The organism is Flavobacterium luminosum, from assembly GCF_023635005.1.
Lineage (GTDB): Bacteria > Bacteroidota > Bacteroidia > Flavobacteriales > Flavobacteriaceae > Flavobacterium > Flavobacterium luminosum.
Genome location: NZ_JAMLJM010000006.1, coordinates 97999 through 120274, shown reverse-complemented (window position 1 = coordinate 120274; position 22276 = coordinate 97999). Strand labels below are relative to the sequence as shown.

The window sequence follows — 22276 nt, the reverse complement described above, 5'->3', positions numbered from 1 at the left end:
ATGTCAAAAAAAATATTATTCATCGATCGAGATGGAACCATTATCAAAGAGCCTGAAGATCAACAAATAGATGCTTTTAACAAATTAATTTTTTATCCGAAATGTATTTCTTACTTGGCTAAAATCGCTCAAGAATTAGATTACGAATTAGTAATGGTAACCAATCAAGACGGATTAGGAACTAGCAGTTTTCCTGAAGACACTTTTTGGCCAGTGCAAAACTTTATTCTTCAAACTCTTGAAAGTGAAGGTGTTGTCTTTGATAATATTTGCATCGATCGAAGTTTTCCTTCAGACAACGCTCCAACGCGAAAACCTCGTACTGGGCTTTTGACTCAATATTTTTCAGAGGAATATGATTTAGAAAATTCTTTTGTTATTGGTGATCGTTTAACGGATGTAGAATTGGCAAAAAATCTAGGTTCAAAAGCTATTTTCATCAACGATAATACTCAATTGGGAACAACTGAAATTTCCGTTGAGCAAGCAGAGTTAAATTCTGTAATTGCTCTAGAAACAAACGATTGGAAATCAATTTATGAGTTCTTAAAACTGAAATCCAGAACTGCTTCTGTTGTAAGAAAAACAAATGAAACTGATATTGCCATTCAGTTGAATTTAGATGGCAGTGGCAAAAGTAAAATCGATACAGGCATTGCTTTTTTTGATCACATGCTGGATCAAATTGCTAGACACGGACAAATGGACTTAGACATTACTGTTCGAGGAGATCTTGAAGTCGATGAGCACCATACGATTGAAGATACAGCTATAGCGTTGGGTGAGGCGTTTGGCATGGCTCTGGGTTCCAAATTAGGAATAGAACGTTATGGGTTTTGTTTGCCCATGGATGATTGTTTAGCTCAGGTCGCCATAGATTTTGGAGGTAGAAACTGGCTAGTTTGGGAAGCTGAATTTAAAAGAGAAATGATAGGAAAAATGCCAACAGAAATGTTTTTACATTTTTTCAAATCCTTCACCGATGGTGCGAAAGCAAATTTAAATATCAAAGCAGAAGGGGTCAATGAGCATCATAAAATTGAAGCTATTTTTAAAGCTTTTGCCAAGGCTATCAAAGTTGCCGTTAAAAGAGACACAGAAAAAATGATTCTGCCATCAACAAAAGGAATGTTATAATGAAATCATCACTAACTATAAGTTTGCCTAAGCAAACACTAATAAATAAAAAGATGATAACATATATGACCTCTAAAAAATATATTTTACATATATGAAAGTAGCTATTATAGATTACGGTGCAGGCAATGTGCAAAGCGTTTTGTTTTCGTTAGAGCGTTTAGGAATTACAGGAATTGTAACCAATGATAGGGAAGTTATAAAACATTCCGATAAAGTTATTTTTCCAGGTGTGGGTGAAGCCGAAAGCGCTATGAAAAAGCTCAAAGATTCTGGTCTTGATGTCTTGATTCCTACATTAAAGCAACCGGTTTTAGGAATTTGCTTAGGAATGCAACTGCTGTGCTTACACACTGAAGAAGGTAATACACAAGGTCTAGGAATTTTTGACGTGGTGGTGAAACGTTTCTCGAACCAAGTCAAAGTGCCTCAAGTGGGATGGAATACTATTTATAATCTTCAATCACCATTGTTTGAGGGTATAAATGAAAATGAATATATGTACCTAGTTCACAGTTATTACGCGTCGGTGAGCAATGAAACTATTGCAAGAACCAATTATGATGTAGAATATGCTTCGGCATTACAACGAGAGAATTTTTACGGGGTACAATTTCATCCTGAAAAAAGTGGTAAAGTCGGCTCTCAAATTTTAGCTAATTTTTTAAAAATTTAAGATGAGAATTATACCTGCCATAGACATTATCGACGGAAAGTGTGTCCGTCTCTCAAAAGGTGATTATGATACGAAAGTCATTTATAATGAAAATCCGTTGGAAGTTGCCAAAAAGTTTGAAGATCACGGGATAACCTATTTGCATTTGGTCGATTTAGATGGAGCCAAATCCAACAGAATTATTAACTATATAATCCTAGAACAAATTGCTTCAAAAACTACTTTGAAGATTGATTTTGGCGGAGGATTAAAAAGTGATGAAGATTTAAAAATAGCTTTTGAATGCGGTGCTAACCAAATTACCGGTGGAAGTATTGCTGTTAAGAATTCCGAGTTGTTTCTGAATTGGTTAGCAACATACAAAAGTGAAAAAATTATTCTAGGAGCCGATGCTTTAAACAAAAAAATAGCCGTTTCGGGTTGGCTCGAAGACAGCAAAGAAGATTTAATTCCATTTATTCAATACTATAAAAACAAGGGAATTGAATATGTCATTTGTACAGATATTGCCAAAGACGGAATGCTTCAAGGACCAAGTTTCGCGCTATATAGTGAAATTTTAGAAACCATCCCTGGAATCAAATTAATAGCTTCCGGTGGAATTGCTACTTATGAAGATTTACCCAAACTAGCCCAATTGGGTTGCGAGGGAACGATTATTGGTAAAGCTATTTACGAAGGAAAAATTACATTAAAACAACTAGAGTTTTTCATTTTAAACAACAACTAACAAATATGCTTACCAAACGAATTATACCTTGTCTAGACATCAAAAACGGACGAACGGTGAAAGGAGTAAATTTCATCGATTTAAAAGACGCTGGAAATCCTGTCGAATTAGCTATTAAATATGCAGAAACTGGCGCGGATGAATTGGTTTTTTTAGATATTTCAGCTACGGAAGAGCGTCGTAAAACTTTAAATCATTTAGTGAAAGAAGTTGCTCAAGCAATCAATATCCCTTTTACTGTGGGTGGCGGGATTTCTAGTGTAGAAGATGTAAAAATACTGCTTCAACACGGTGCTGATAAAGTTTCTGTGAATTCTTCTGCCATCAAAAATCCAGAGTTAATTAGCCAATTGGCAAAGGAATTTGGTTCTCAATGTGTGGTAGTAGCAATCGATGCTAAAATTATTGATAATCAATGGATAGTTCATTTAATGGGAGGAAAAGTGCCAACACATTTAAATTTATTAGATTGGGCAAAAGAAGCAGAAAGACTAGGGGCAGGTGAAATTTTATTCACCTCTATGAATAATGACGGAACCAAAAATGGATTTGCTAATGAAGCTTTGGCAGAATTGTCAGATAATTTAAATATTCCGATTATCGCTTCTGGCGGAGCAGGAAACATGCAACATTTTGCTGATGCTTTCCTTCTAGGAAAAGCCGATGCCGCTCTGGCTGCTAGTGTTTTTCATTTTCAAGAAATTGAAATTCCGAACTTAAAAAAATTTTTAAAACAACAAGAAATTGCCGTAAGGTTATAAATAATTCCATAACAAATTATGAAACCCGATTTTACAAAATATAGCGATAGATTAATTCCAACTATCATCCAAGACGTTGAAACCAAAAATGTTCTAATGCTTGGCTATATGAATGAAGAAGCGTTAGAAATTACAAAGCTGTCTCAAAAAGTAACTTTTTACAGCAGAAGTAAAAAACGACTATGGACAAAAGGTGAGGATAGTGGTCATTTCTTAGAGTTGGTCTCTATTCAAATTGATTGTGACAGTGATACTTTTCTAATAAAAGTAAAACCTGTTGGACCTACTTGTCATACTGGTTCAGATACCTGCTGGCAAGAAGCTAATAATCAGGAATATGGATTTATTTCAAAATTGGAAAAAACGATTCAAAATCGAAAAGAAAATGTAGCCAACCAAGAAAGTTATGTCTCAAGTTTATTTAGTAAAGGCATCAATAAAATTGCTCAGAAAGTAGGGGAAGAGGCTGTTGAAATGGTTATTGAAGCCAAAGACAACAATACCGACTTATTTTTGAATGAAAGTGCCGATCTGTTATTTCACTATCTTATCTTATTGCAAGCCAAAGGGTTTCAATTAGACGATGTTGTAAAACTATTAAAATCAAGAGAAAAGTAGCTATTTTTCAAGCATTTGCACTTGACTTCTCAAACGTTCTATCAATAAATTCATCATTCTCTTATTAAGGTTTGATGAATTTTTTATATATACTGAATATTCTTCAGAGGTAAAAAAAGCAATAATCATCCCTTTTAATAAGTTTCTTAATTTGATGTCTTTTTGCAGTACATTTTCAATGTAAACTAACTTTTTTTCAGGAGACAAATCAAAAAAAACGTTCTTTTGTTTTACGGCATAATTAATAAAAACCTGAATAAATAAATCATTTTGAAACTTTAAAATAGGACGTAAAGTCTGATTTTGAAAAATTTCTTCTGCAGAAGATTGAGGAGTAAGTGTTCCTAGTGTTTCTCCTCGTAACGCTATAATTTTTCGATCACGTGATTCCATAGTATAATTTTAAAATAGTCCGATTTTGGGATAATAATTTTACAGCCTAATTTTTATGATTTCTCTAAATTTAAAAACGGTCTATTACAATATTCTAAATTTACTACAAATGATGACAGATAAAGAAAATACTTTCAAAAGTTATTAGTAATTTAGTGTTGAAAAAATAGTTTATGTATACTTCAAAAATATTTGTAACAGTCGATGTTGTCTTGGTTCGACCAAATGTAGAAAAAGAACTCTTATTAATTAAACGCTTAAAAGATCCTTATAAAGATTGTTGGGCTTTACCCGGTGGCTTTGTAGATGAAAACGAAGATTTGGAAGATGCTGCCAAACGTGAACTTTTAGAAGAAACAACCATTACAGTTGATCAACTTCATCAGATTGGAGCTTTCGGAAAACCATTTAGAGATCCTAGAATTCATACGGTATCGGTAGCTTTTTTTGGTAAGGTAACTAAGGAAACAAGGGCTATAGCAGCCGATGATGCTAAAGAAGCCAAATGGTTTCCATTAGATGAATTACCTGAATTGGCTTTTGACCATAAAGAGATTATTAACGAAGCATTAAAAAAATTCAACGTATGAGATTCCACACCAGAAAATGGGTAAAACCAGAAGATTTAAATGCTAATCATTCCTTATTTGGAGGTCGATTATTAGCATGGATTGATGAAGAAGCGGCTTTGTATTCTATCGTGCAATTGGAAAATACCAGAGTGGTTACCAAGCACATGTCGGAAATTAATTTTATTAGTTCTGCCAAACAAGGAGACATTATTGAGATTGGGATAGAAGTGGTAAAATTCGGAAGTTCTTCATTGACCCTTCGATGTGAAGTTCGCAATATGATGACTCGCGAAACCATTATTACTATCGATTCTATTACGATGGTTAATCTTGACAAAGAAGGAAAACCGTTACCTCATGGAAAAACGGAGGTGGAGTATGTTAGAAACCGTATCAAAACTGCTGAAGATTAATTTCTTAAGTTGAAATATTAAAAAAAATAATCTTCAGTAGTTGATTTTTATTTCAAACTCCTGATTGGAAATTACGGTAAAGTCGAGATGATCGATATTAAGCTTCACTAATGGCGTTTTTACCCGAAGGCATTTCAAAAATTTCTAGATCGAAATAAACCACCGAAGCGAGAACATGATCAAATATATCGCTCATGATATATTCATAATTTTCAAATCGTTTATCGCTAGAAAAGGCATAAATTTCTAAAGGAATACCTTGCGCGGTAGGTTGCAAATGACGACACAAAAGAGTCATATCCTTATTTAATCCCGGATAATTTTCTAAATATCGAGTAAGATATTTTCGAAATAATCCAAAGTTTGTTAGGTTTCTACCATTAATAGACAATGTTTTATCAACTTGATGCAATTCATTATGTTTGCGGATATCAGCTTGCTTTTTTTCAATATACGATCTGATCAGTTGAATTTTTTTGAAATCTTCTAATTCTTCTTCGCGAACAAATCGAATGGAATTGGCTTTTATTAAAACATGTCTTTTGATACGTCTTCCGTTAGAATTAATCATTCCTCGCCAATTTCTAAAACTATCAGAAATTAAACTGTAGGTTGGAATTGTAGTTGTCGTGTTATCAAAATTTCTAACTTTTACAGTGGCTAAATTAATTTCTATTACATCACCATCGGCACCAAACTTGTCCATAGTAATCCAATCTCCAATGCGAATCATATCGTTAATAGAAACTTGAACACTGGCTACAAATCCTAAAATAGTATCTCTGAATATTAAGATGATTATAGCAGAAACGGCCCCTAGAGTTTTAACTAAAGTATCGGTACCAACATCTAAAATTTTAGCAACAATAGTAGTGACTCCCAATATCCAAAGCAAAATCATGAAAACCTGCACATAACTATCGATAGGCTTATCGCTGTATTCAGGCTTGTTTTTTAAATGATCTCTAAAAGCTTTTAATATGGATTGTATGATCCAAATAACCAATAAAACAATATATACGGCGACTAATCTTCCGAAGATAGTTTCCCAAGAAGTGAAGTCTTCTAAAATAATCGGAACCGACTTATAAATATATATAAGTGGAATCAAGTGAGAGATATATTTGGCCGTTTCATTAGAAACTAGCAAATCATCAAATTTGGTTCGTGATTTCTTCGCTACAACAGCCATCAGTGTTACCAAAACAAATCGAAACACTACATACATGATGTAGGCCAATACGCTTAGAATAAAAATATTAACAGCAAGACTTAAGTAAGACGCTAAAGTCTCATTAAAATCAAGCTTTTTTAATAGTTTGTAGCACCAACCAAATATATTCTCAGTGAATTTAAGCATTTTTCAAATATTTCTTTTCAATATAAAAAGTTCCAAATGGGATCAATGAAGCCACTAAAACAACAAATAAAGTTTGTAAACTCCATTTTAGAGGTTTAAAAAGTAAAAATGCAAGAACCACATAAGCAATAAATAATACTCCGTGAGACATTCCTACTGGGTATAATAATGTTTTGTATAAATCCATATTTGTAGGTTTTATAAAAAGCATATTTGCCATGATCACAATGTATGATACTCCCTCTAATAACGCAACGTTTCTAAAAAATTTAAGCATGATTTGAAATCTTTATAATAGTGCAAAGAAAAGAAATCTTTTATAAAGTCGGTAATACTTACAATCTTCAAATTAGTTAAAAAATGCATAATTAAAATTTTGTGCTAAAAAGAGTCTATTAACTGTTTTTTAAACGTACTTTTGCAAAAAATTTAAAAAAATGTCGCATCACGATTTGGAATCAAAAACTCAAGAAAGAAAGGAGCTTTACAGCTACCAAAAACGTGACATCAGCGCTATTTTTGACCGTATGGACGAAGTAGAACCTAATTATCACTTGTTGTATCAGTTACCAACAGGAGGGGGGAAGACCGTTATTTTTTCTGAAATCGTCCGTCGTTACTTAGAATACCATAACAAAAAAGTAATGGTATTAACGCACAGAATCGAATTGTGCAAACAAACTTCAAGAATGTTAGATGGTTTTGGAGTAAAAAACAAAATCATCAATTCAAAAATTAAAGATTTACCGGATCAAAACGAGTATTCTTGTTTTGTGGCCATGGTTGAAACTTTAAAAAATAGATTGAACGACGAAAAACTTGAAATAGAAAATATAGGCCTTGTAATCATTGACGAAGCCCATTATAACTCGTTCAGAAAGCTTTTTTCCTTTTTTAAAAATTCTTTTATTTTAGGTGTAACAGCTACTCCTTTGAGTTCTAACATAAAATTACCTATGTATGAAAATTACAAAGAACTCATTGTAGGTGATCCCATTAATAAATTAATTGAAAACGGTTATTTGGCAAAAGCCAATACGTATAGTTATGACGTTGGTTTACAGAGCTTAAAAGTTGGAATTAATGGCGATTACACGGTAAAATCTTCCGATGAATTGTATTCTCAATTGGACATGCAAAGTAAATTATTGCATGCCTACGAAGAGAAATCCAAAGGCAAGAAAACCTTGATCTTCAATAACGGTATACATACTTCTTTGTACGTTTTAGATACTTTTACAGAAGCAGGTTATACCATCCGACATCTTGATAATACAACGTCTCCGGAGGAACGAAAAGATATTTTAAGATGGTTTAAACACACTCCGGATGCAATTTTGACCTCTGTAGGTATCTTGACCACAGGTTTCGATGAGCCTACGGTAGAAACAATTATCATCAATAGAGCCACAAAATCATTGACATTATATTTTCAAATGATTGGTCGTGGTTCACGTTTACTTCCTAATAAAAAAGAATTTAGCATTATCGATTTGGGAAATAATGCAGCACGATTTGGACTTTGGGATGCACCGGTTGATTGGCAACATATTTTTAAATCACCAGAATATTATTTGGATAATTTACGTGAAGATGCTGAAATTGAAATGCATTTTAAATACGAATTGCCATTAGAAATTCGTGAGTTATTTAAAAATTCTTCGGTATTGGATTTTGATATTGAAGAAGCTTTTAAAATTGCCATTCGTAAAAATTTTCGTCCTAAAGTGGTTATTGAAGAATCTATAGATCAGCATGCCGTAATGTGTGTAGAAAATTCTGAAGATCTTAATGAAGCTAAAAAATTAGCTAAATATCTCGAAGATTCTGCTGCTTATCGTGTAAAAATATTTTGTCGCTGTTTATCGAATTCTACAAAAAATTATCGCGATTGGTTATTAGAGGAATACAAAAAAAATCTTCAAATAGCTATTGGTAAAAAGTTCCGCGAAAGATTGTTCAGTATGGCTGATTAAAAGTTTATACTATTGAACTATAATTTATATTATGTAAAATAGAAAATTTCAAAAACCATACATAACTTCCATTATTTGTCCTTACTTTTACAGTTAAGTTAACAAAATCACAATTCATGAAAGACTCTATTTCTGAAACTGTAGCCAATTTTTTAAAAGATTTTAAACCTTTTAGTTTTTTGAATTTTGAAGAACTGAAAGTTATAGCAAAAAAAATTCGTGTTATTCATCTTAATAAAAATGAATCATTATTTAAGATCAATGATTCTTTACACGATTATTTTTATGTGGTTAATTCCGGTGTTGTTCATTTAACTGTGATTTCTGATGCTGAAGAAACACTTTTGAATAAATGTTACATTGGCGATGTATTTGGTTTGCGTCCATTTTTTGCTAAAAATAACTATCAAATGACCGCTAAAGCCAACGAAGAAAGTATGTTGTATGCTGTTCCCATAGATGTTTTTAAGCCTTTTGTATCACAAAATTCGGAAGTTTTGAATTTTTTATTGCAAAGTTTTGCACAAAATTCAACCAATCCTACCGACAAAATAAATCAGGAATTAATCTCAGATTCTGTACAATTTATTGAATTTCAGAATGATTTATCCTTTTTTCAAACTTTAAATTACAATAGAAAACCGTTGATTGTAGAACACAATCAAACCATACGTGAAGTCGCTATTGCCATGTCTGACAATTTGTTAGATAATGCTTTTGTAAAAGAAACGGATACCGTTATTGGAATTGTTACTGATGCCGATTTTAGATTAAAAGTAGCTACGGGAAAACACGCCATTCACTCTCATATTGACAAAATAATGACCTATCCTGTAATTACGGTTACAGAAAATATCTCTTTAGCAGAAGCTCAGTTGGTAATGTTATCGCACAAAGTACATCACTTGTGTGTGACACTAGATGGTACGGCTCATACTGAAATTAAAGGAGTTATTACTCAGAATGATTTGGTTGAAGCTCAGGCCAATTCACCTGGTGTTTTGTTAAAAGAGATTAAACGTTCTGGAACGGCTCAACAATTAAAATCAATTCGTTATGCTTTAGCCGATATCATTCAGCAAGCCGTTACGAAAAATATTCCTCTACAACATATTTTTAATGTTTCGGGAGAAATTACGCTTTCAATAATTAGAAGAAGTATTGAAATAGCCATTTTGGAACTAGGCTCACCCCCTGTCCCATTTGCGTTTTTTAGTATTGGTAGTCAAGGACGAAAAGAGCAGTTACTCCTAACCGATTATGATAATTTTTTAGTGTATCATGACGTTGACATTCAAAAAAACAGAATTGTAAAAGATTATTTTAGTCAATTGACTAAGAGAATCAATGAAATTCTTGAAAAAATAGGATACAAACATTGTGAATATAACCATAACGCTCATAATTTACAGTGGTGTAAATCATTAAGTGAATGGATTAAGCAATACGAAAATTGGATCAATACTCCAGGAGAATATACCAATGAACACTGTTCGATATTCTTTGATTTTGAATTTGTCTATGGGGATCAAAACATTGAAAGTGAGATTACAGAAGCTATTTTCTCAATCAAAAACAAAACTCTCTTCTTTGATTATCTCGGAAATGATGCCTTACGAAAACCGGCGCCTTTGAACTTTTTCAAAAAATTTAATGAAGAGGATAACGGTACATTTAACATCAAAGCCAAAGCAATAGATCAATTGGTAGATATTGGTCGCTTGTTAGCTTTTCATCACGGTTTAAAAGGAGTCAACAATTCTTTTTACAGATATAAAGAATTAGCGATTAAAGATGCAGACAATGCCGAAATTTATTTAAATGCTGCTGATGTCTTTTTGCAAGTTTCTAGATTAAGAACTTTAGAAGGATTGAAAAATGATAATATTGGCATCTTTATTGATATTGAAAACTTATCAAAATCTGATAAAGAAAAGCTGAAAGAATCTTTACATGTTCTGAAAGATTTAGAAGAAATTGTAAAAGATACTTTTCAATTAACACAGTTCTCATAATATGCTCGATTGGTTAAAAAATATTGGAAAAGATTACCCCGATTTTTGGAAAGATTATGTTTTTAAATTTGAACATCCATCTCACCGAAAAGTAGCCTTATACCTTGAAACCACTGGAATTAATCCATCGAAAGACCGTATTATTTCTATAGGAGCCGTGGCTATTGAAAATGGTCAAATCCTTTTGGAAGACAGTCTTGAAATTGAATTGGATAAAAAAGAAATTTTAGAAAATAAGGATTTAACCTACTCGGAAATTAAAGCTATAGAATCGTTGATTAATTTCATTGGAAATGCTACTCTAATCGGGCATCGCATTCATTATGATATTGAAATTTTGAATGAATATTTGCATAAACTTCAAAGTGGTCGTATTAAAAACGATTTGCTAGATATTGAAGTGATGCACGGAAAAATAATTGATCAACTCAACAAACAATATCCATTTTTGGAAATATTAAATTCCTATAAAGTGGATGCACCTGATATCACAACTTCAGCCAATTATGCTTTTAGCATTGCTATGGTTTATTTGAAAATGAAAAATCGTTTAGGATTAAAATAAAAAAAGGTTCTGAAAAGAACCTTTTTTAAAACTATGAAGTAAAATTAAACTCTTTCGTTTTTAATTTGATCAATAATTTCAGGGTTTAATAACGTAGAAGTATCTCCAAAATTTGAAAAATCTCCTTCAGCTATTTTACGTAAAATACGACGCATAATTTTTCCTGAACGTGTTTTTGGCAAACCGCTTACAAATTGAATTTTATCTAGTTTAGCAATCGGACCAATTTGATCAGAAATTAACTGATTAATTTCTTTTGCCACATTTGCTCTGTCTCTACCCTCACCGATTTCTTTCAAAATGATAAAGCCATACAAAGCATTTCCTTTAATATCATGAGGGAAACCTACAATAGCACTTTCGGCAACAGCTGGATGTTCATTAATAGCATCTTCTATTGGAGCTGTACCAAGATTATGTCCTGAAACAATTACCACATCATCAACACGACCCGTTATTCTATAATAACCTACTTCGTCACGAAGAGCTCCGTCTCCGGTAAAATATTTTCCAGGGAAAGCCGTAAAATAAGTCTCTTTATAACGCTGATGATCTCCCCAGATTGTTCTGGCAATACTTGGCCAAGGGAATTTTATGCATAAACTTCCAGTTACTTGATTTCCTTCTATTTCGTTGCGTAACTCATCCATTAATACGGGTTGAATTCCTGGTAATGGCAACGAAGCATAAGTTGGTTTGGTTGGCGTTACAAAAGGAATTGGGGAAATCATGATTCCTCCGGTTTCTGTTTGCCACCAAGTATCTACCAATGGACAGCGTTTACCACCCACGTGATCGTTATACCAGTGCCAAGCTTCTTCATTGATTGGCTCACCTACAGATCCGATAACTTTTAAAGAACGTAATGGGAACTTCTGAACATATTCTAAACTTTCTTTAGATAAAGAACGAATTGCTGTTGGCGCGGTATAGAATTGAGTAACTTTATGTTTTTCTATTACTTCCCAAAAACGACTAAAATCTGGATAAGAAGGAACACCTTCAAACAAAACGGTAGTTGCTCCGTTTAATAAAGGTCCATATAAGATATACGAATGACCTGTAATCCATCCAATATCCGCAGTACACCAAAAAATATCCTCATCCTGATAATTGAAAACATTTTTAAAAGTATAAGCCGTATACACCATATAACCTCCTGTGGTATGTAACATTCCTTTAGGTTTACCCGTAGAACCAGAAGTATATAGGATAAACAAAGGATCTTCCGAATCCATTATTTCTGCAACGCTGTTATCCAACGCTTTGTCTAACAAGGGTTGTAACCAAAAATCCCTTCCTTCTTGCATCGGAACATCAGAATTGGTTCTCTTAGCCACTAATACTTTCTCTATAGAAGGACATTTTGGCATGGCTTCATCAACAATACCTTTTAAATTTATTGTTTTGTCACCACGATAACCACCATCAGACGTAATTACCATTTTTGCTCCACAATCATTTACCCTTGCCTCTAAAGCTCCTGCTGAAAATCCGGCAAAAACCACTGAGTGAATTGCTCCAATTCTTGCACAAGCTAAAACTGCAACTGCTAAATCAGGTATCATGGGCAAATAAATACAAACTCGGTCTCCTTTTTTAACACCTTGTTCGCGAAGTACATTAGCCATTTTTGAAACTCTCTTATAGAGTTCATTATATGAAATATGTTGCGCTTCTTCATCTGGATTATTAGGTTCGAAAATAATAGCTGTCTTCTCCCCTTTTCGTGCTAAATGACGATCAATACAGTTTTTGGTGATATTTACTTTGGCATCTACAAACCATTTGAATTTAGCTTCTTGCATATCGACATCAAAAACTTTTTCCCATTTTTGATACCAAACAAAGTTCTCATCGGCAATACGATCCCAAAATTTTCTTGGTTCGCGCACCGACTTTTTATACATCTTGAAATAATGTTCTAAATCGTTTATTGTGTAATAGCTCATGTCTTAAATAATTAACATTGTAAATATAATGAACAAAATGTTTGAAAAATTAAAAATATGCTAATTTAATATACATTTTGTTTATTTTATAATTCCATAATCAGTCAATGCAGTAACAATTTCTTCAATCACATTTTCGTCTTCAATAGTTGAAGGAATTTGATAGGTTTCTTTGTCCGCAATACTTCTCATTAATTTACGCAGAATTTTACCCGAACGCGTTTTTGGTAAGCGTTGTACTAAGATCACATTTCGTAAACTGGCCACAGCACCAATTTTTTCTCTAACCAATTGCACAATTTCGTGTTCTAACTGAAAACTTTCCATTGTTTCATTGGATTTCATCACGACGAGACCAATTGGAATTTGTCCTTTCAAATCGTCGTTAATTCCAATAACAGCACACTCAGCAACCACAGGATGAGACGCAACGATTTCTTCCATTTCTGCTGTCGAAAGTCTATGACCGGCCACGTTGATAACATCGTCAACCCTTCCAGTGATAAATAAATAATCATCTTCATCTTTAAAACCTCCATCGCCAGAAAAATAGTAGCCTGGGAACTTGTTGAGATAGCCCATTTTGAAACGTTCATTATCTTCCCATAAATCCATTAAAGTTCCCGGTGGTAAAGGCAATTTAATAACCACATAGCCTTCTTCGTTAGGTCCTAATTCTTGTCCATTTTCTCCTAAAATTCGGATATCATAACCACAAACTGCTTTACCGGCAGATCCAGGTTTTACAGGTAAATACTCAACTCCCATCATGTTGGCAATCATTGGCCAACCCGATTCTGTTTGCCACCAATGATCGATAGCAGGAACCGGAATATGTTGATTATACCATTCTAAAGTCGCCACATCACAACGTTCTCCAGCTAAAAACTGTGTTCTGAGCGAAGACAAATCGTATTGTTTAATGAATTCGCCATTAGGATCTTCTTTTTTTATGGCTCTTATCGCTGTAGGAGCAGTAAACATGGCACTTACTTTATGCTCTGCAATCATTCTCCAAAAAGTTGAAGCATCGGGCGTTTTTATGGGTTTTCCTTCGAAAACAATGGTAGTATTTCTGTTGATTAAAGGACCATAAACGATGAAACTATGCCCAACAACCCAACCTACATCGGAAGCAGCCCAGAAAACTTCTCCAGGATTTAATCCATAGATGTGTGTCATAGAAAATTTCAAGGCAGTGACATATCCACCTGTATCTCTCACAATTCCTTTTGGTTTTCCTGTAGTTCCGGAAGTATATAAAACATACAAAGGATGTGTAGATTTTACAGGTACACAATCGACCTCTTCTGAACCATAAACCAAGGCTCCATAATCTATATCGTATTTTTTAAAAGGAATTTTAGCTCCTAATTTTCGGTTTAAAATGATAACATTCTGAGGTTTATGTTCTGCTAATTCAATAGCTTCATCAACTAACGGTTTATAAGCAATTAATCGATCTACTTCGATTCCAGAAGAAGCTGTAATAACAATTCTAGGCTTACAATCATCAATACGTATTGCTAGTTCGTGAGGTGCAAATCCTCCAAAAACAACTGAATGTGTTACTCCTATTCGAGCGCAAGCCAACATGGCAAAAGTTGCTTGAGGAATCATTGGCATGTAGATAACTGCGGTATCTCCTTGAGTTAAACCTAAAGAGAGTAGACCACCAGCCAATCGTGCCACTTCTGTTTTAACTTCTTGAAAAGTATATTTTTTTATAGTTTGTGTAACAGGAGAATCGTAAATAATAGCGATATCATCGCCATATCCTTCTTCTATATGCTTGTCTAAAGCCAAATAACAAGCGTTTAATTCACCATCTTTAAACCACAAAGGATAATTGTTATCGTCTTTTGAAAGTATAGTAGAGGGATTTTTAAACCATTGGATTTGTTTCGCTTGCTCTTTCCAGAATAATTCCGGTGATTCGATGCTTTTGTTGTATATTTCTTGATAGTTCATAATTTATGTAGTTATAAGTTCTTCAATTTTTTCTACTAGTTTTTTGGTTGAAAAAGGTTTGGTCATATAGGCATTAGCACCCAAACTCATTCCTTTTTCAATATGTTCTTCTTTATTTTTTGCAGATAAAAAAAGTATTTTACAATGATTAAGTTTTTCATTCAATTTGATTTCAGCAATGGTAGCATATCCATCTACATTAGGCATCATAATATCTAAAATGATAGCGTCAGGAGTTTCATTTTGTAAAATATCTAAAGCTTCCTGACCATCTCTGGCAATAAAAACTTCGTAATTATTTTTTTTAAAAGTATATTCTAAAGCCATAATGATATTCGGTTCATCGTCTACTATTAATATTTTTTTCATTATTTTTAAATTGCATTTATTTGTTTGTTTTTAGGTAAAGTGAAATAAAAACAAGCGCCACTATTTTCAATATTTTCGACCCAAATTTTACCGCCGTGGTGTTCTATAATTTGCCTACAAATGGCTAAGCCTAACCCACTTCCTACTGGTTTTTTTATATTTTGATTAAAAGATTGGTAAAATTTATCAAAAATAGCTTCATTTTCATTTTTATTGATTCCCTTTCCGTTGTCTTCTACTGAAACTAAAATATAATCCTCTTTATCTTTTACTTTAATCGTAATTAGTCCTTCTTTTTCAGGACAAAATTTAATTGCATTGGATAGAAGATTTGTAATTACCTGTATAATACGGTCTTCATCATAGCAAGCATAAACACTTTTACTATTTTCTAAAAAAACCGTAATGTTTTTATTTTTTATGAGTTGTTGTAAAGGTTCTATCGTTTGATAAATTGTGGCAATGATATCATTTTTTACAAAATATAATTTTTGCTTTCCTGTTTCAAATTTTTCTAAATCTAAAATTTTATCAATCAATCTATTCAAACGATCGGATTCAGAAATAATATTTTGTAGAAACTGTTTGCGCAATTCGTTCGGGATGTCTTCATCGTCATATAAAATTTCACTAGCTGCCCTGATTGCGGTAATGGGAGTTCGTAATTCGTGAGTTACCGTGTCTAAAAATTCGTCTTTTTGTTTGTCTTTTACCACCAAAGTATCATTAGCTTCCTGTAATTTTTCGGTAATTTTTTTAAGTTCGTTTGAAGTTTCTGTCAGTTTTTTATTGATCAGGATATTTTCGTTTGATTCTTCCAAAATTTGTAAAACTTCGGTCAAAGAAATTTTTTCTTCTTTTACAACGCTAGAAATTAAAATTTTCGCTGAAGCAGTTCCAATGTGACCCGTAAGTAAATTTTCAGCAAATTTGATTAATCGGGCATCGGCCATGTCCGAAGTTTGATTTATGTTGTATTTTAAATTGAAGATTGATAAAGCTCTTCGGGTTCTTTCTTCACCTAAAAATTTGATTAATACTTTTTCGATATCACTAATATAGGCTGTTCCTCTCCATACAAAAGCATTTTCGTGATTGGTACTATATTTATCAATATCGATGAACATTTCTGCATAATTTCTTTCTCGATAATTTCCTTTAAAACTAACCGAAACTGCAAAATAAATTAATGTATTAAACAGTAAACTCCAGAAAAATGCATGCGGTACAGGTTGCAGATAATCTAAGCCAAACAATTGAAATGGTTTTAGCAACTCTAGCCCCCATAAGCCTTCAGTAATGAATGTATTAGAGGAGGAAGAAATTCCTAGGGCGTAGGGAAATAACAACGTATAAAAACAGAAAAACAAACCCACAAGGATTCCTGCAACTGCTCCTTTCAAAGATCCTCTTCTCCAAAATAAAGAACCGAAAAATGCAGGAGCTAATTGTGCTATAACCACAAAAGAAATTAATCCAATTGATACTAAACTGTAGTCTAAAACAAAATAGCGATAGATAAAATAGGCCGTGATAATTAAGATAAAAATACTCACTTTTCGGATGTTGATAATTCTTTTGTTATTATCAACTTGATTTTGAATCTTTAGTTTACCTAAGTAAGTGTAAGGTATTAATATATTGTTACTTAACATTGTAGATAATGCGATTGAAGAAACAACAATCATCGAAATCGCAGCTGAAAATCCTCCTAAAAAAACGATTACTGCTAAAAACTGATTATTAAAAAATTGTGGTATAATAATCGAATACATATCGGCATTTACCTCTTGACCTTTAAAAAGTACGTTCCCTCCCCATGCAATCGGATACACAAAAAAGTTAAACAACAACAAGTACAGTGGAAATACCCAAATAGCTGTTTTAAGATGGTGTTCTCTATTATTTTCTACGACTGAAACCTGAAATTGTCTAGGTAACAAAAAGATAGCAAACAAAGAAAGAACGATTAGAAAATACCAATTCATTCCTTGAGTTAAACCTCCTAAGGTATTTCTTTCTTCAAAGTAAGGCAATTTTGAAGCTTGAAGATATATATCATCAAATCCATCAAAAACAAAAAAAGTAACATAAACACCGATAAAAATAAAAAAAACCAGTTTAAGGATACTTTCTATTGCTACCGCGGTTATAACTCCTCTTCGTTTTTGAGAAGCATCTACATATCTAGAACCATAATACGACGCAAATATGGCTAAAGCAAAGGCAACGTAAGTTGTAGAATCTTGAAAAACATTATCGTTAGTTTCGGTTTGGCTTACAATGTGAAAAGTTTCGGAAATTGCTTTAAGTTGTAAGGAAATATAAGGAATTACTCCTATTAAACATACAACGGTTACTATAGCTCCCAAGAATCTACTATTCCCGTGACGTAATGAGATAAAATCAGCTAAGCTGGAGACATTATTTAATTTGGAAATTTTTATCACCTTTCGTAAAACAATAATCCAAGCCGGAATTGCAATAATAGGCCCTAAGTATATTGGTAAATAATTTAAACCTGAATTAGCTGCCATCCCAATACTTCCATAATAGGTCCAAGCAGTACAATAAACGGCCAAAGAAAGTGAATAAATATAAGGATTATTGCTCCATTTATGATTGGCTTTCTTCTCTGCCCAATGCGCTATAAAAAAAAGAAAACCTACATAAATCAATAAAATGATTATGAGTAAAAAGCTATTCATAATATCGTTTTAGGATTATAAATGAAACCATTACAGACAAAATCCAAATCCCAAAAATGTACACATAAATTAAAGGAAACCCAAAAACCGAAGTCATATTGCTAAACAATAACACTATTGGTATGTTTAAACCTATAAAAAGTAAAACGGACAATACAACGAGTTTTTGTTGGTGTCTTTTTTTCATCAAATTAAATATTTTTTTAAAATTTTAAAGCCCTTGAACACACAAGAGCTTTAAAATTACTATTTTATTTTGAATTAATCGTCATATTCGTTAGTCAAGGCGTAATAACCAAAAATAGCCAAACCTGTAACAATTAAAGGTAACAAAATAAAGAAAATGATGATTCCGAAAACTAAATCGTCTTGCTTTCCTGAAGTTAATTTACTACCGAAAATTCCAATGCTATAGTAGGCTACGGCTACTGCCAATAGAATCCATACTACTCCTAAATATTTTTTTAATGCGTTCATAATATCTTAATTTATTCGTGTAAAGTATTAATTTTTCTATCAATATAAATCATTCCGATGACGAAAGATACAGCAGCAATGATAATTGGATACCACAATCCTTCAAGGTAAAATTCTGGATTTCCAGCTTCTTTCGCATTGGTCACAAAATAGGTAGAAATAGCAGGCAATAGTCCTCCGAAGATTCCGTTCCCCACGTGATAAGGAAGAGACATCGAAGTATATCTGATTTTTACAGGGAACATTTCAACCAAGAAAGCAGCAATAGGACCATAAACCATAGTAACAAAAATTACCTGAACAAAAATTAAAAAGACTAACATAATAGTGTCGGCATTGTTAATTTTTTTGGATACTGCGGTTTCTATTTTTTCTTTTCCTTTATCATCCAATACTACTTTTCCGTTTTCTAAATGAACGGTTTTAACTTCTTCTGAAACTGTACCGTCTGTAAACTCTCTAGTAGTAGTATATACTGAATCCATTTTAGTTTCTGATATAACTTTCGCAGAAGCTACTACTTTTGTTTTTTCAGCTACTTCTGTTTTTAAAGTCAAATCGGTAGTTTCATACATTTTTTTGTAGATTGGTCTGTACAATACAATGGCAAATAACATACCGGCCATCATGATGTTTTTTCTACCAATTTTATCACTCAACCAACCGAATACAATAAAGAATGGCGTACCTAGCACTAAAGCAATTCCTAACAACATTTCAACTTGAGAAGCATCAATCATCTGAACCGTTTTCAAGAAGTTCATAGCATAAAATTGCCCTGTATACCATACCACACCTTGTCCCATAGTAGCTCCGAACAATGCTAACAAAACAAATTTTAGGTTGTATTTATTTCCAAAACTTTCTTTTAGTGGATTAGTAGCCGTTTTACCTTCAGCTTTTGCTTTTGCAAACTCTGGTGATTCATGCATATTTTTTCGAATCAATACAGATACATAAACCATTAAAATAGATACCCAGAACGGAACTCTCCATCCCCAAGCATCAAAATCTTCTTTACTCAATAATGATTTTGTTAATAATATAACCGCTAATGAAACAAATAATCCTACGGTTGCAGTGGTCTGAATCCAAGCAGTCCAATACCCTCTTTCTCCTTTGGGAGCATGTTCTGCTACATAAGTAGCGGCACCTCCATATTCTCCACCAAGTGCTAAACCTTGCAATAATCTAAGAATTAAAACCAAAACAGGTGCTAAAAAACCAATGGTTTCATAACTAGGTATACAACCTATTACAAAAGTTGCGCCTCCCATAAGCAGTAAAGTAACCATAAAAGTATACTTTCTTCCAATCAAATCTCCTAATCGTCCAAAGAAGAGAGCACCAAAAGGACGAACCACAAAACCAGCTGCGAAAGTTGCCAAGGTTGACAAAAATGCTGCGGTAGGATTATCTGAAGGGAAAAATTTAGTTGATAATACTACGGCTAAACTACCGAAGATGTAAAAATCATACCACTCGATCATGGTACCCATTGAGGAAGCTGAAATAACTTTCCAAATTCCTTTTTTTGATGAATTGCTCATATTGAATATAGTTTTTGGTTTTATAAATAAATTTGTAATTGCACTAAGAATTCTCCTTTAGAACCATCAATTTTGTCGGTTGCTGTGTAGATAGGTCTAGTAGAATACTGAGTAGTAATTTTGGCGTGATGCCCATCAAGGAAAAAGTTAGCTCCTAAATCAAATTGAGAACTTGCTTTGTCCAATGCTTCAAAATCTTTGTGAGTGTAAGATCCGTAAGGCTGTACTCTTAACTTTGGCTTTTCTGCTTTAGTAGGTAATAAAAAGCCAGCTTGTGTATACCAAATTGATCCTGTACCAATCATGGGTTGTGTATTTCCTACACCGGCCAAAGCACGATTCCCTGTGAATGAAGGATTAGCTATTCCTACATTCATAATTCCAATGTTTCTCAAATAGTTAGGACCGAAATCATAATTATAAAATACACTGTAAGCCGAAATAGCCATTTTTTTGGATACTTCGCCGATAGGAAGATCTAAAAACGCATCCGCAGCAAACAACTTCATATCGTGTTTATCTACAGTTCCATTCACTGAAGTTCTAGTAGCATCAGCGGCTGTATAAAAACCAGCTCCTAGATTAAATATTTTCTTGGTACCTAAATAAGTTCCTACTTTATAAGGCAATAAATTGGATTCTTGATCTAAGAATTGATATTCTAGGTAACCTGCTTTAGACCATTTTGTATTCCCGCTATTGTCTACGGCAACTGCATTGTTTGGGTCTGTAACATTTACAGGTGTTAAATTGGTAGCAAAAGGTTTATTCAAACTGAAACGATATTCTAACTTGCCGTATTTTCCTTTACTAAAAAGACCTATTTGACGTGCAAATTGATCGGCATTATCAATCAAAGGCCAGTTGAATATTGGGGCATCAATAGTTAAAAAATTTAAGGTAGAAGCCATCGTCATTCTTGATAACCCCATGTAATAGTGTAATCCACCTCCGATGCTCATACTGAATTTTTTATCTGCTTGAGGTAGTACTACAGCATATTCATTCCAAGCATCATGGAAAAACATTCCAGGTTTTTTTCCAGCGCCATAACCTCCAGTTCCAGAAGATCCATTAACACCACCATTTGAAAAAGTCTGGTTATTAATCCCAAAATGGGTGACAATCATGTAACGCTTAGAAATTTGAGCATAGGCTAAAAGACGAAGTCTTCGGTTAGCTATATCAGTATTAGTAGTTGCAGCTTCGTCTGCAATCATGGTTCCGGGGTTCATTTGGGAAGATCTAAACCAAATCTGGTTCCATGCAATAAAACGCATGTATTTTGAACCATCTTCATTCAGATTAAATTTTAAACCTGAACCATAATCTGTAGAACCCTGTGCCATTCCGCACAAAGAAAATAGTAAGGCGGAAACTGTTAATCGAATTCTTTTCATATTTAAGTATTTTGTTGTTTTTGTTGTTACAATATTCTTAAATAGAAATGAATTAGTATTTTTTTAATATATAGTTCTGTAAAGTATATAGTTAGTCTTTAAATCGTTCCCATTTTATCATCATAAACTTATCCCCTAGTTCTGTAATAATCATGCCGGCTCCAGATAATTTGTCTTTATTTTTAAGATACTCTAAAAGTTCTGTGTGGTTAAAAATTTTATAGGTGGGATGGTAATTTGGGTGAGGCGGTTTCTTTATTTTAAATTCTTTTACCCAGTTACTAATAGAAACATGTGAAACACCAATAATTCGCTCTATTTCTCTGTAACTAAGGCCTTCTAGATACAATTGTAATGCTTTAGTAACATAATAATCGTCTATTTTTTTTCCTATTTTGTTGACGGTAAAAAAATAATGACACGATTTACATAAATAACGTTGTCTTTCTTTGATAATACCGCTCTTTACAATATTTATACTTTGACATTTAGGGCATGCTGGAATTTCCATATATATAATTTTTGCATAAATATACTTATTTAGCAAATATATACATAAATAAAATATATTATATATAATTATACCATTATTTTTTTTCAATAAACATAATTATTATTTTAAAAATTTATATA

General features: G+C 33.0%; 21 protein-coding genes. 10 read left to right on the top strand and 11 right to left on the bottom strand.

Features of this window, described 5'->3' with window-relative positions; genetic code table 11:
- The 5 genes from hisB (at nt 1) to hisIE (ending at nt 3922) form a co-directional block, all read left to right on the top strand.
- Nucleotides 1-1137 carry a bifunctional histidinol-phosphatase/imidazoleglycerol-phosphate dehydratase HisB gene (gene hisB / locus NAT50_RS09140; protein ID WP_250592968.1) on the top strand — a complete coding sequence of 379 codons (1137 nt, stop codon included), beginning with the start codon at nt 1-3 and terminating at the stop codon, nt 1135-1137.
- A 94-nt stretch (nt 1138-1231) separates the two neighbouring features.
- Entirely contained in the window at nt 1232-1813 is a 582-nt protein-coding gene (gene hisH / locus NAT50_RS09135; protein ID WP_250592967.1) for an imidazole glycerol phosphate synthase subunit HisH, read from the top strand.
- 1 nt (nt 1814) lies between these two features.
- On the top strand, nt 1815-2543 hold the full coding sequence (gene hisA / locus NAT50_RS09130; RefSeq protein WP_250592966.1) for a 1-(5-phosphoribosyl)-5-[(5-phosphoribosylamino)methylideneamino]imidazole-4-carboxamide isomerase: 729 nt from the start codon (nt 1815-1817) through the stop codon (nt 2541-2543).
- 5 nt (nt 2544-2548) lie between these two features.
- On the top strand, nt 2549-3304 hold the full coding sequence (hisF, locus tag NAT50_RS09125; RefSeq protein ID WP_250592965.1) for an imidazole glycerol phosphate synthase subunit HisF: 756 nt from the start codon (nt 2549-2551) through the stop codon (nt 3302-3304).
- A gap of 18 nt (nt 3305-3322) precedes the next feature.
- Nucleotides 3323-3922 (top strand): bifunctional phosphoribosyl-AMP cyclohydrolase/phosphoribosyl-ATP diphosphatase HisIE, encoded by a 600-nt coding sequence (gene hisIE, locus NAT50_RS09120; protein ID WP_250592964.1) that lies wholly within the window; start codon nt 3323-3325, stop codon nt 3920-3922.
- Here hisIE and NAT50_RS09115 read toward each other — a convergent pair whose 3' ends face one another.
- A complete protein-coding gene (locus NAT50_RS09115) occupies nt 3923-4315 on the bottom strand; it encodes a glyoxalase (protein WP_250592963.1) in 393 nt (130 codons plus the stop codon).
- Nucleotides 4316-4488: 173 nt separating this feature from the next.
- On the opposite strand from NAT50_RS09115, the gene NAT50_RS09110 reads away from it, so the two are divergent.
- Entirely contained in the window at nt 4489-4905 is a 417-nt protein-coding gene (locus NAT50_RS09110; RefSeq protein ID WP_250592962.1) for an NUDIX domain-containing protein, read from the top strand.
- Nucleotides 4902-5300 (top strand): acyl-CoA thioesterase, encoded by a 399-nt coding sequence (locus NAT50_RS09105; protein ID WP_250592961.1) that lies wholly within the window; start codon nt 4902-4904, stop codon nt 5298-5300. The genes NAT50_RS09110 and NAT50_RS09105 overlap by 4 nt, the downstream gene beginning before the upstream one ends.
- 97 nt (nt 5301-5397) lie before the next feature.
- On the opposite strand, the gene NAT50_RS09100 is transcribed toward NAT50_RS09105, so the two are convergent.
- Entirely contained in the window at nt 5398-6660 is a 1263-nt protein-coding gene (locus NAT50_RS09100; protein WP_250592960.1) for a mechanosensitive ion channel family protein, read from the bottom strand.
- On the bottom strand, nt 6653-6937 hold the full coding sequence (locus tag NAT50_RS09095; protein ID WP_250592959.1) for a DUF3817 domain-containing protein: 285 nt from the start codon (nt 6935-6937) through the stop codon (nt 6653-6655). Before NAT50_RS09095 ends, NAT50_RS09100 begins: the two co-directional genes overlap by 8 nt.
- A gap of 160 nt (nt 6938-7097) precedes the next feature.
- Between NAT50_RS09095 and NAT50_RS09090 the strand changes: the two genes are divergently transcribed.
- The 3 genes from NAT50_RS09090 (at nt 7098) to NAT50_RS09080 (ending at nt 11216) form a co-directional block, all read left to right on the top strand.
- The gene (locus NAT50_RS09090; protein ID WP_250592958.1) at nt 7098-8636 is read left to right on the top strand and encodes a DEAD/DEAH box helicase; all 1539 of its coding nucleotides are present in this window, start codon (nt 7098-7100) and stop codon (nt 8634-8636) included.
- Between the two features lie 116 nt (nt 8637-8752).
- Nucleotides 8753-10651: a DUF294 nucleotidyltransferase-like domain-containing protein gene (locus NAT50_RS09085; protein ID WP_250592957.1), complete on the top strand. Its 1899-nt coding sequence runs from the start codon at nt 8753-8755 to the stop codon at nt 10649-10651.
- A gap of 1 nt (nt 10652) precedes the next feature.
- Nucleotides 10653-11216, top strand: a complete 564-nt coding sequence (locus NAT50_RS09080) for a 3'-5' exonuclease family protein (protein ID WP_250592956.1) — start codon at nt 10653-10655, stop codon at nt 11214-11216.
- Between the two features lie 44 nt (nt 11217-11260).
- Here NAT50_RS09080 and acs read toward each other — a convergent pair whose 3' ends face one another.
- The 8 genes from acs to NAT50_RS09035 all read right to left on the bottom strand — a co-directional run bounded on the left by acs (nt 11261) and on the right by NAT50_RS09035 (nt 22154).
- A complete protein-coding gene (gene acs, locus NAT50_RS09075; RefSeq protein ID WP_250592955.1) occupies nt 11261-13168 on the bottom strand; it encodes an acetate--CoA ligase in 1908 nt (635 codons plus the stop codon).
- 81 nt (nt 13169-13249) lie between these two features.
- Complete coding sequence (locus tag NAT50_RS09070; RefSeq protein WP_250592954.1) at nt 13250-15139, bottom strand: acetate--CoA ligase; 1890 nt, start codon at nt 15137-15139, stop codon at nt 13250-13252.
- A gap of 3 nt (nt 15140-15142) precedes the next feature.
- Complete coding sequence (locus NAT50_RS09065) at nt 15143-15508, bottom strand: response regulator transcription factor (RefSeq protein WP_250592953.1); 366 nt, start codon at nt 15506-15508, stop codon at nt 15143-15145.
- A gap of 5 nt (nt 15509-15513) precedes the next feature.
- Nucleotides 15514-18216, bottom strand: coding sequence for an ATP-binding protein (locus tag NAT50_RS09060; RefSeq protein ID WP_250592952.1), 2703 nt, complete (start codon nt 18214-18216; stop codon nt 15514-15516).
- A 261-nt stretch (nt 18217-18477) separates the two neighbouring features.
- The gene (locus tag NAT50_RS09050; RefSeq protein WP_250592950.1) at nt 18478-18693 is read right to left on the bottom strand and encodes a DUF6814 family protein; all 216 of its coding nucleotides are present in this window, start codon (nt 18691-18693) and stop codon (nt 18478-18480) included.
- Between the two features lie 11 nt (nt 18694-18704).
- Nucleotides 18705-20243 (bottom strand): MFS transporter, encoded by a 1539-nt coding sequence (locus NAT50_RS09045; RefSeq protein ID WP_250592949.1) that lies wholly within the window; start codon nt 20241-20243, stop codon nt 18705-18707.
- A gap of 20 nt (nt 20244-20263) precedes the next feature.
- Nucleotides 20264-21643 carry a porin gene (locus NAT50_RS09040; protein WP_250592948.1) on the bottom strand — a complete coding sequence of 460 codons (1380 nt, stop codon included), beginning with the start codon at nt 21641-21643 and terminating at the stop codon, nt 20264-20266.
- A gap of 91 nt (nt 21644-21734) precedes the next feature.
- Nucleotides 21735-22154, bottom strand: a complete 420-nt coding sequence (locus NAT50_RS09035) for a transposase-like zinc-binding domain-containing protein (RefSeq protein ID WP_250592947.1) — start codon at nt 22152-22154, stop codon at nt 21735-21737.
- Between the last annotated feature and the right edge of the window lie 122 nt (nt 22155-22276).

Coding starts and splice junctions, on each gene's coding strand:
- hisB (WP_250592968.1), top strand. CDS start 1: ATGTCAAAAAAAATATTATTCATCGATCGAGATGGAACCATTATCAAA.
- hisH (WP_250592967.1), top strand. CDS start 1,232: ATGAAAGTAGCTATTATAGATTACGGTGCAGGCAATGTGCAAAGCGTT.
- hisA (WP_250592966.1), top strand. CDS start 1,815: ATGAGAATTATACCTGCCATAGACATTATCGACGGAAAGTGTGTCCGT.
- hisF (WP_250592965.1), top strand. CDS start 2,549: ATGCTTACCAAACGAATTATACCTTGTCTAGACATCAAAAACGGACGA.
- hisIE (WP_250592964.1), top strand. CDS start 3,323: ATGAAACCCGATTTTACAAAATATAGCGATAGATTAATTCCAACTATC.
- NAT50_RS09115 (WP_250592963.1), bottom strand. CDS start 4,315: ATGGAATCACGTGATCGAAAAATTATAGCGTTACGAGGAGAAACACTA.
- NAT50_RS09110 (WP_250592962.1), top strand. CDS start 4,489: ATGTATACTTCAAAAATATTTGTAACAGTCGATGTTGTCTTGGTTCGA.
- NAT50_RS09105 (WP_250592961.1), top strand. CDS start 4,902: ATGAGATTCCACACCAGAAAATGGGTAAAACCAGAAGATTTAAATGCT.
- NAT50_RS09100 (WP_250592960.1), bottom strand. CDS start 6,660: ATGCTTAAATTCACTGAGAATATATTTGGTTGGTGCTACAAACTATTA.
- NAT50_RS09095 (WP_250592959.1), bottom strand. CDS start 6,937: ATGCTTAAATTTTTTAGAAACGTTGCGTTATTAGAGGGAGTATCATAC.
- NAT50_RS09090 (WP_250592958.1), top strand. CDS start 7,098: ATGTCGCATCACGATTTGGAATCAAAAACTCAAGAAAGAAAGGAGCTT.
- NAT50_RS09085 (WP_250592957.1), top strand. CDS start 8,753: ATGAAAGACTCTATTTCTGAAACTGTAGCCAATTTTTTAAAAGATTTT.
- NAT50_RS09080 (WP_250592956.1), top strand. CDS start 10,653: ATGCTCGATTGGTTAAAAAATATTGGAAAAGATTACCCCGATTTTTGG.
- acs (WP_250592955.1), bottom strand. CDS start 13,168: ATGAGCTATTACACAATAAACGATTTAGAACATTATTTCAAGATGTAT.
- NAT50_RS09070 (WP_250592954.1), bottom strand. CDS start 15,139: ATGAACTATCAAGAAATATACAACAAAAGCATCGAATCACCGGAATTA.
- NAT50_RS09065 (WP_250592953.1), bottom strand. CDS start 15,508: ATGAAAAAAATATTAATAGTAGACGATGAACCGAATATCATTATGGCT.
- NAT50_RS09060 (WP_250592952.1), bottom strand. CDS start 18,216: ATGAATAGCTTTTTACTCATAATCATTTTATTGATTTATGTAGGTTTT.
- NAT50_RS09050 (WP_250592950.1), bottom strand. CDS start 18,693: ATGAACGCATTAAAAAAATATTTAGGAGTAGTATGGATTCTATTGGCA.
- NAT50_RS09045 (WP_250592949.1), bottom strand. CDS start 20,243: ATGAGCAATTCATCAAAAAAAGGAATTTGGAAAGTTATTTCAGCTTCC.
- NAT50_RS09040 (WP_250592948.1), bottom strand. CDS start 21,643: ATGAAAAGAATTCGATTAACAGTTTCCGCCTTACTATTTTCTTTGTGC.
- NAT50_RS09035 (WP_250592947.1), bottom strand. CDS start 22,154: ATGGAAATTCCAGCATGCCCTAAATGTCAAAGTATAAATATTGTAAAG.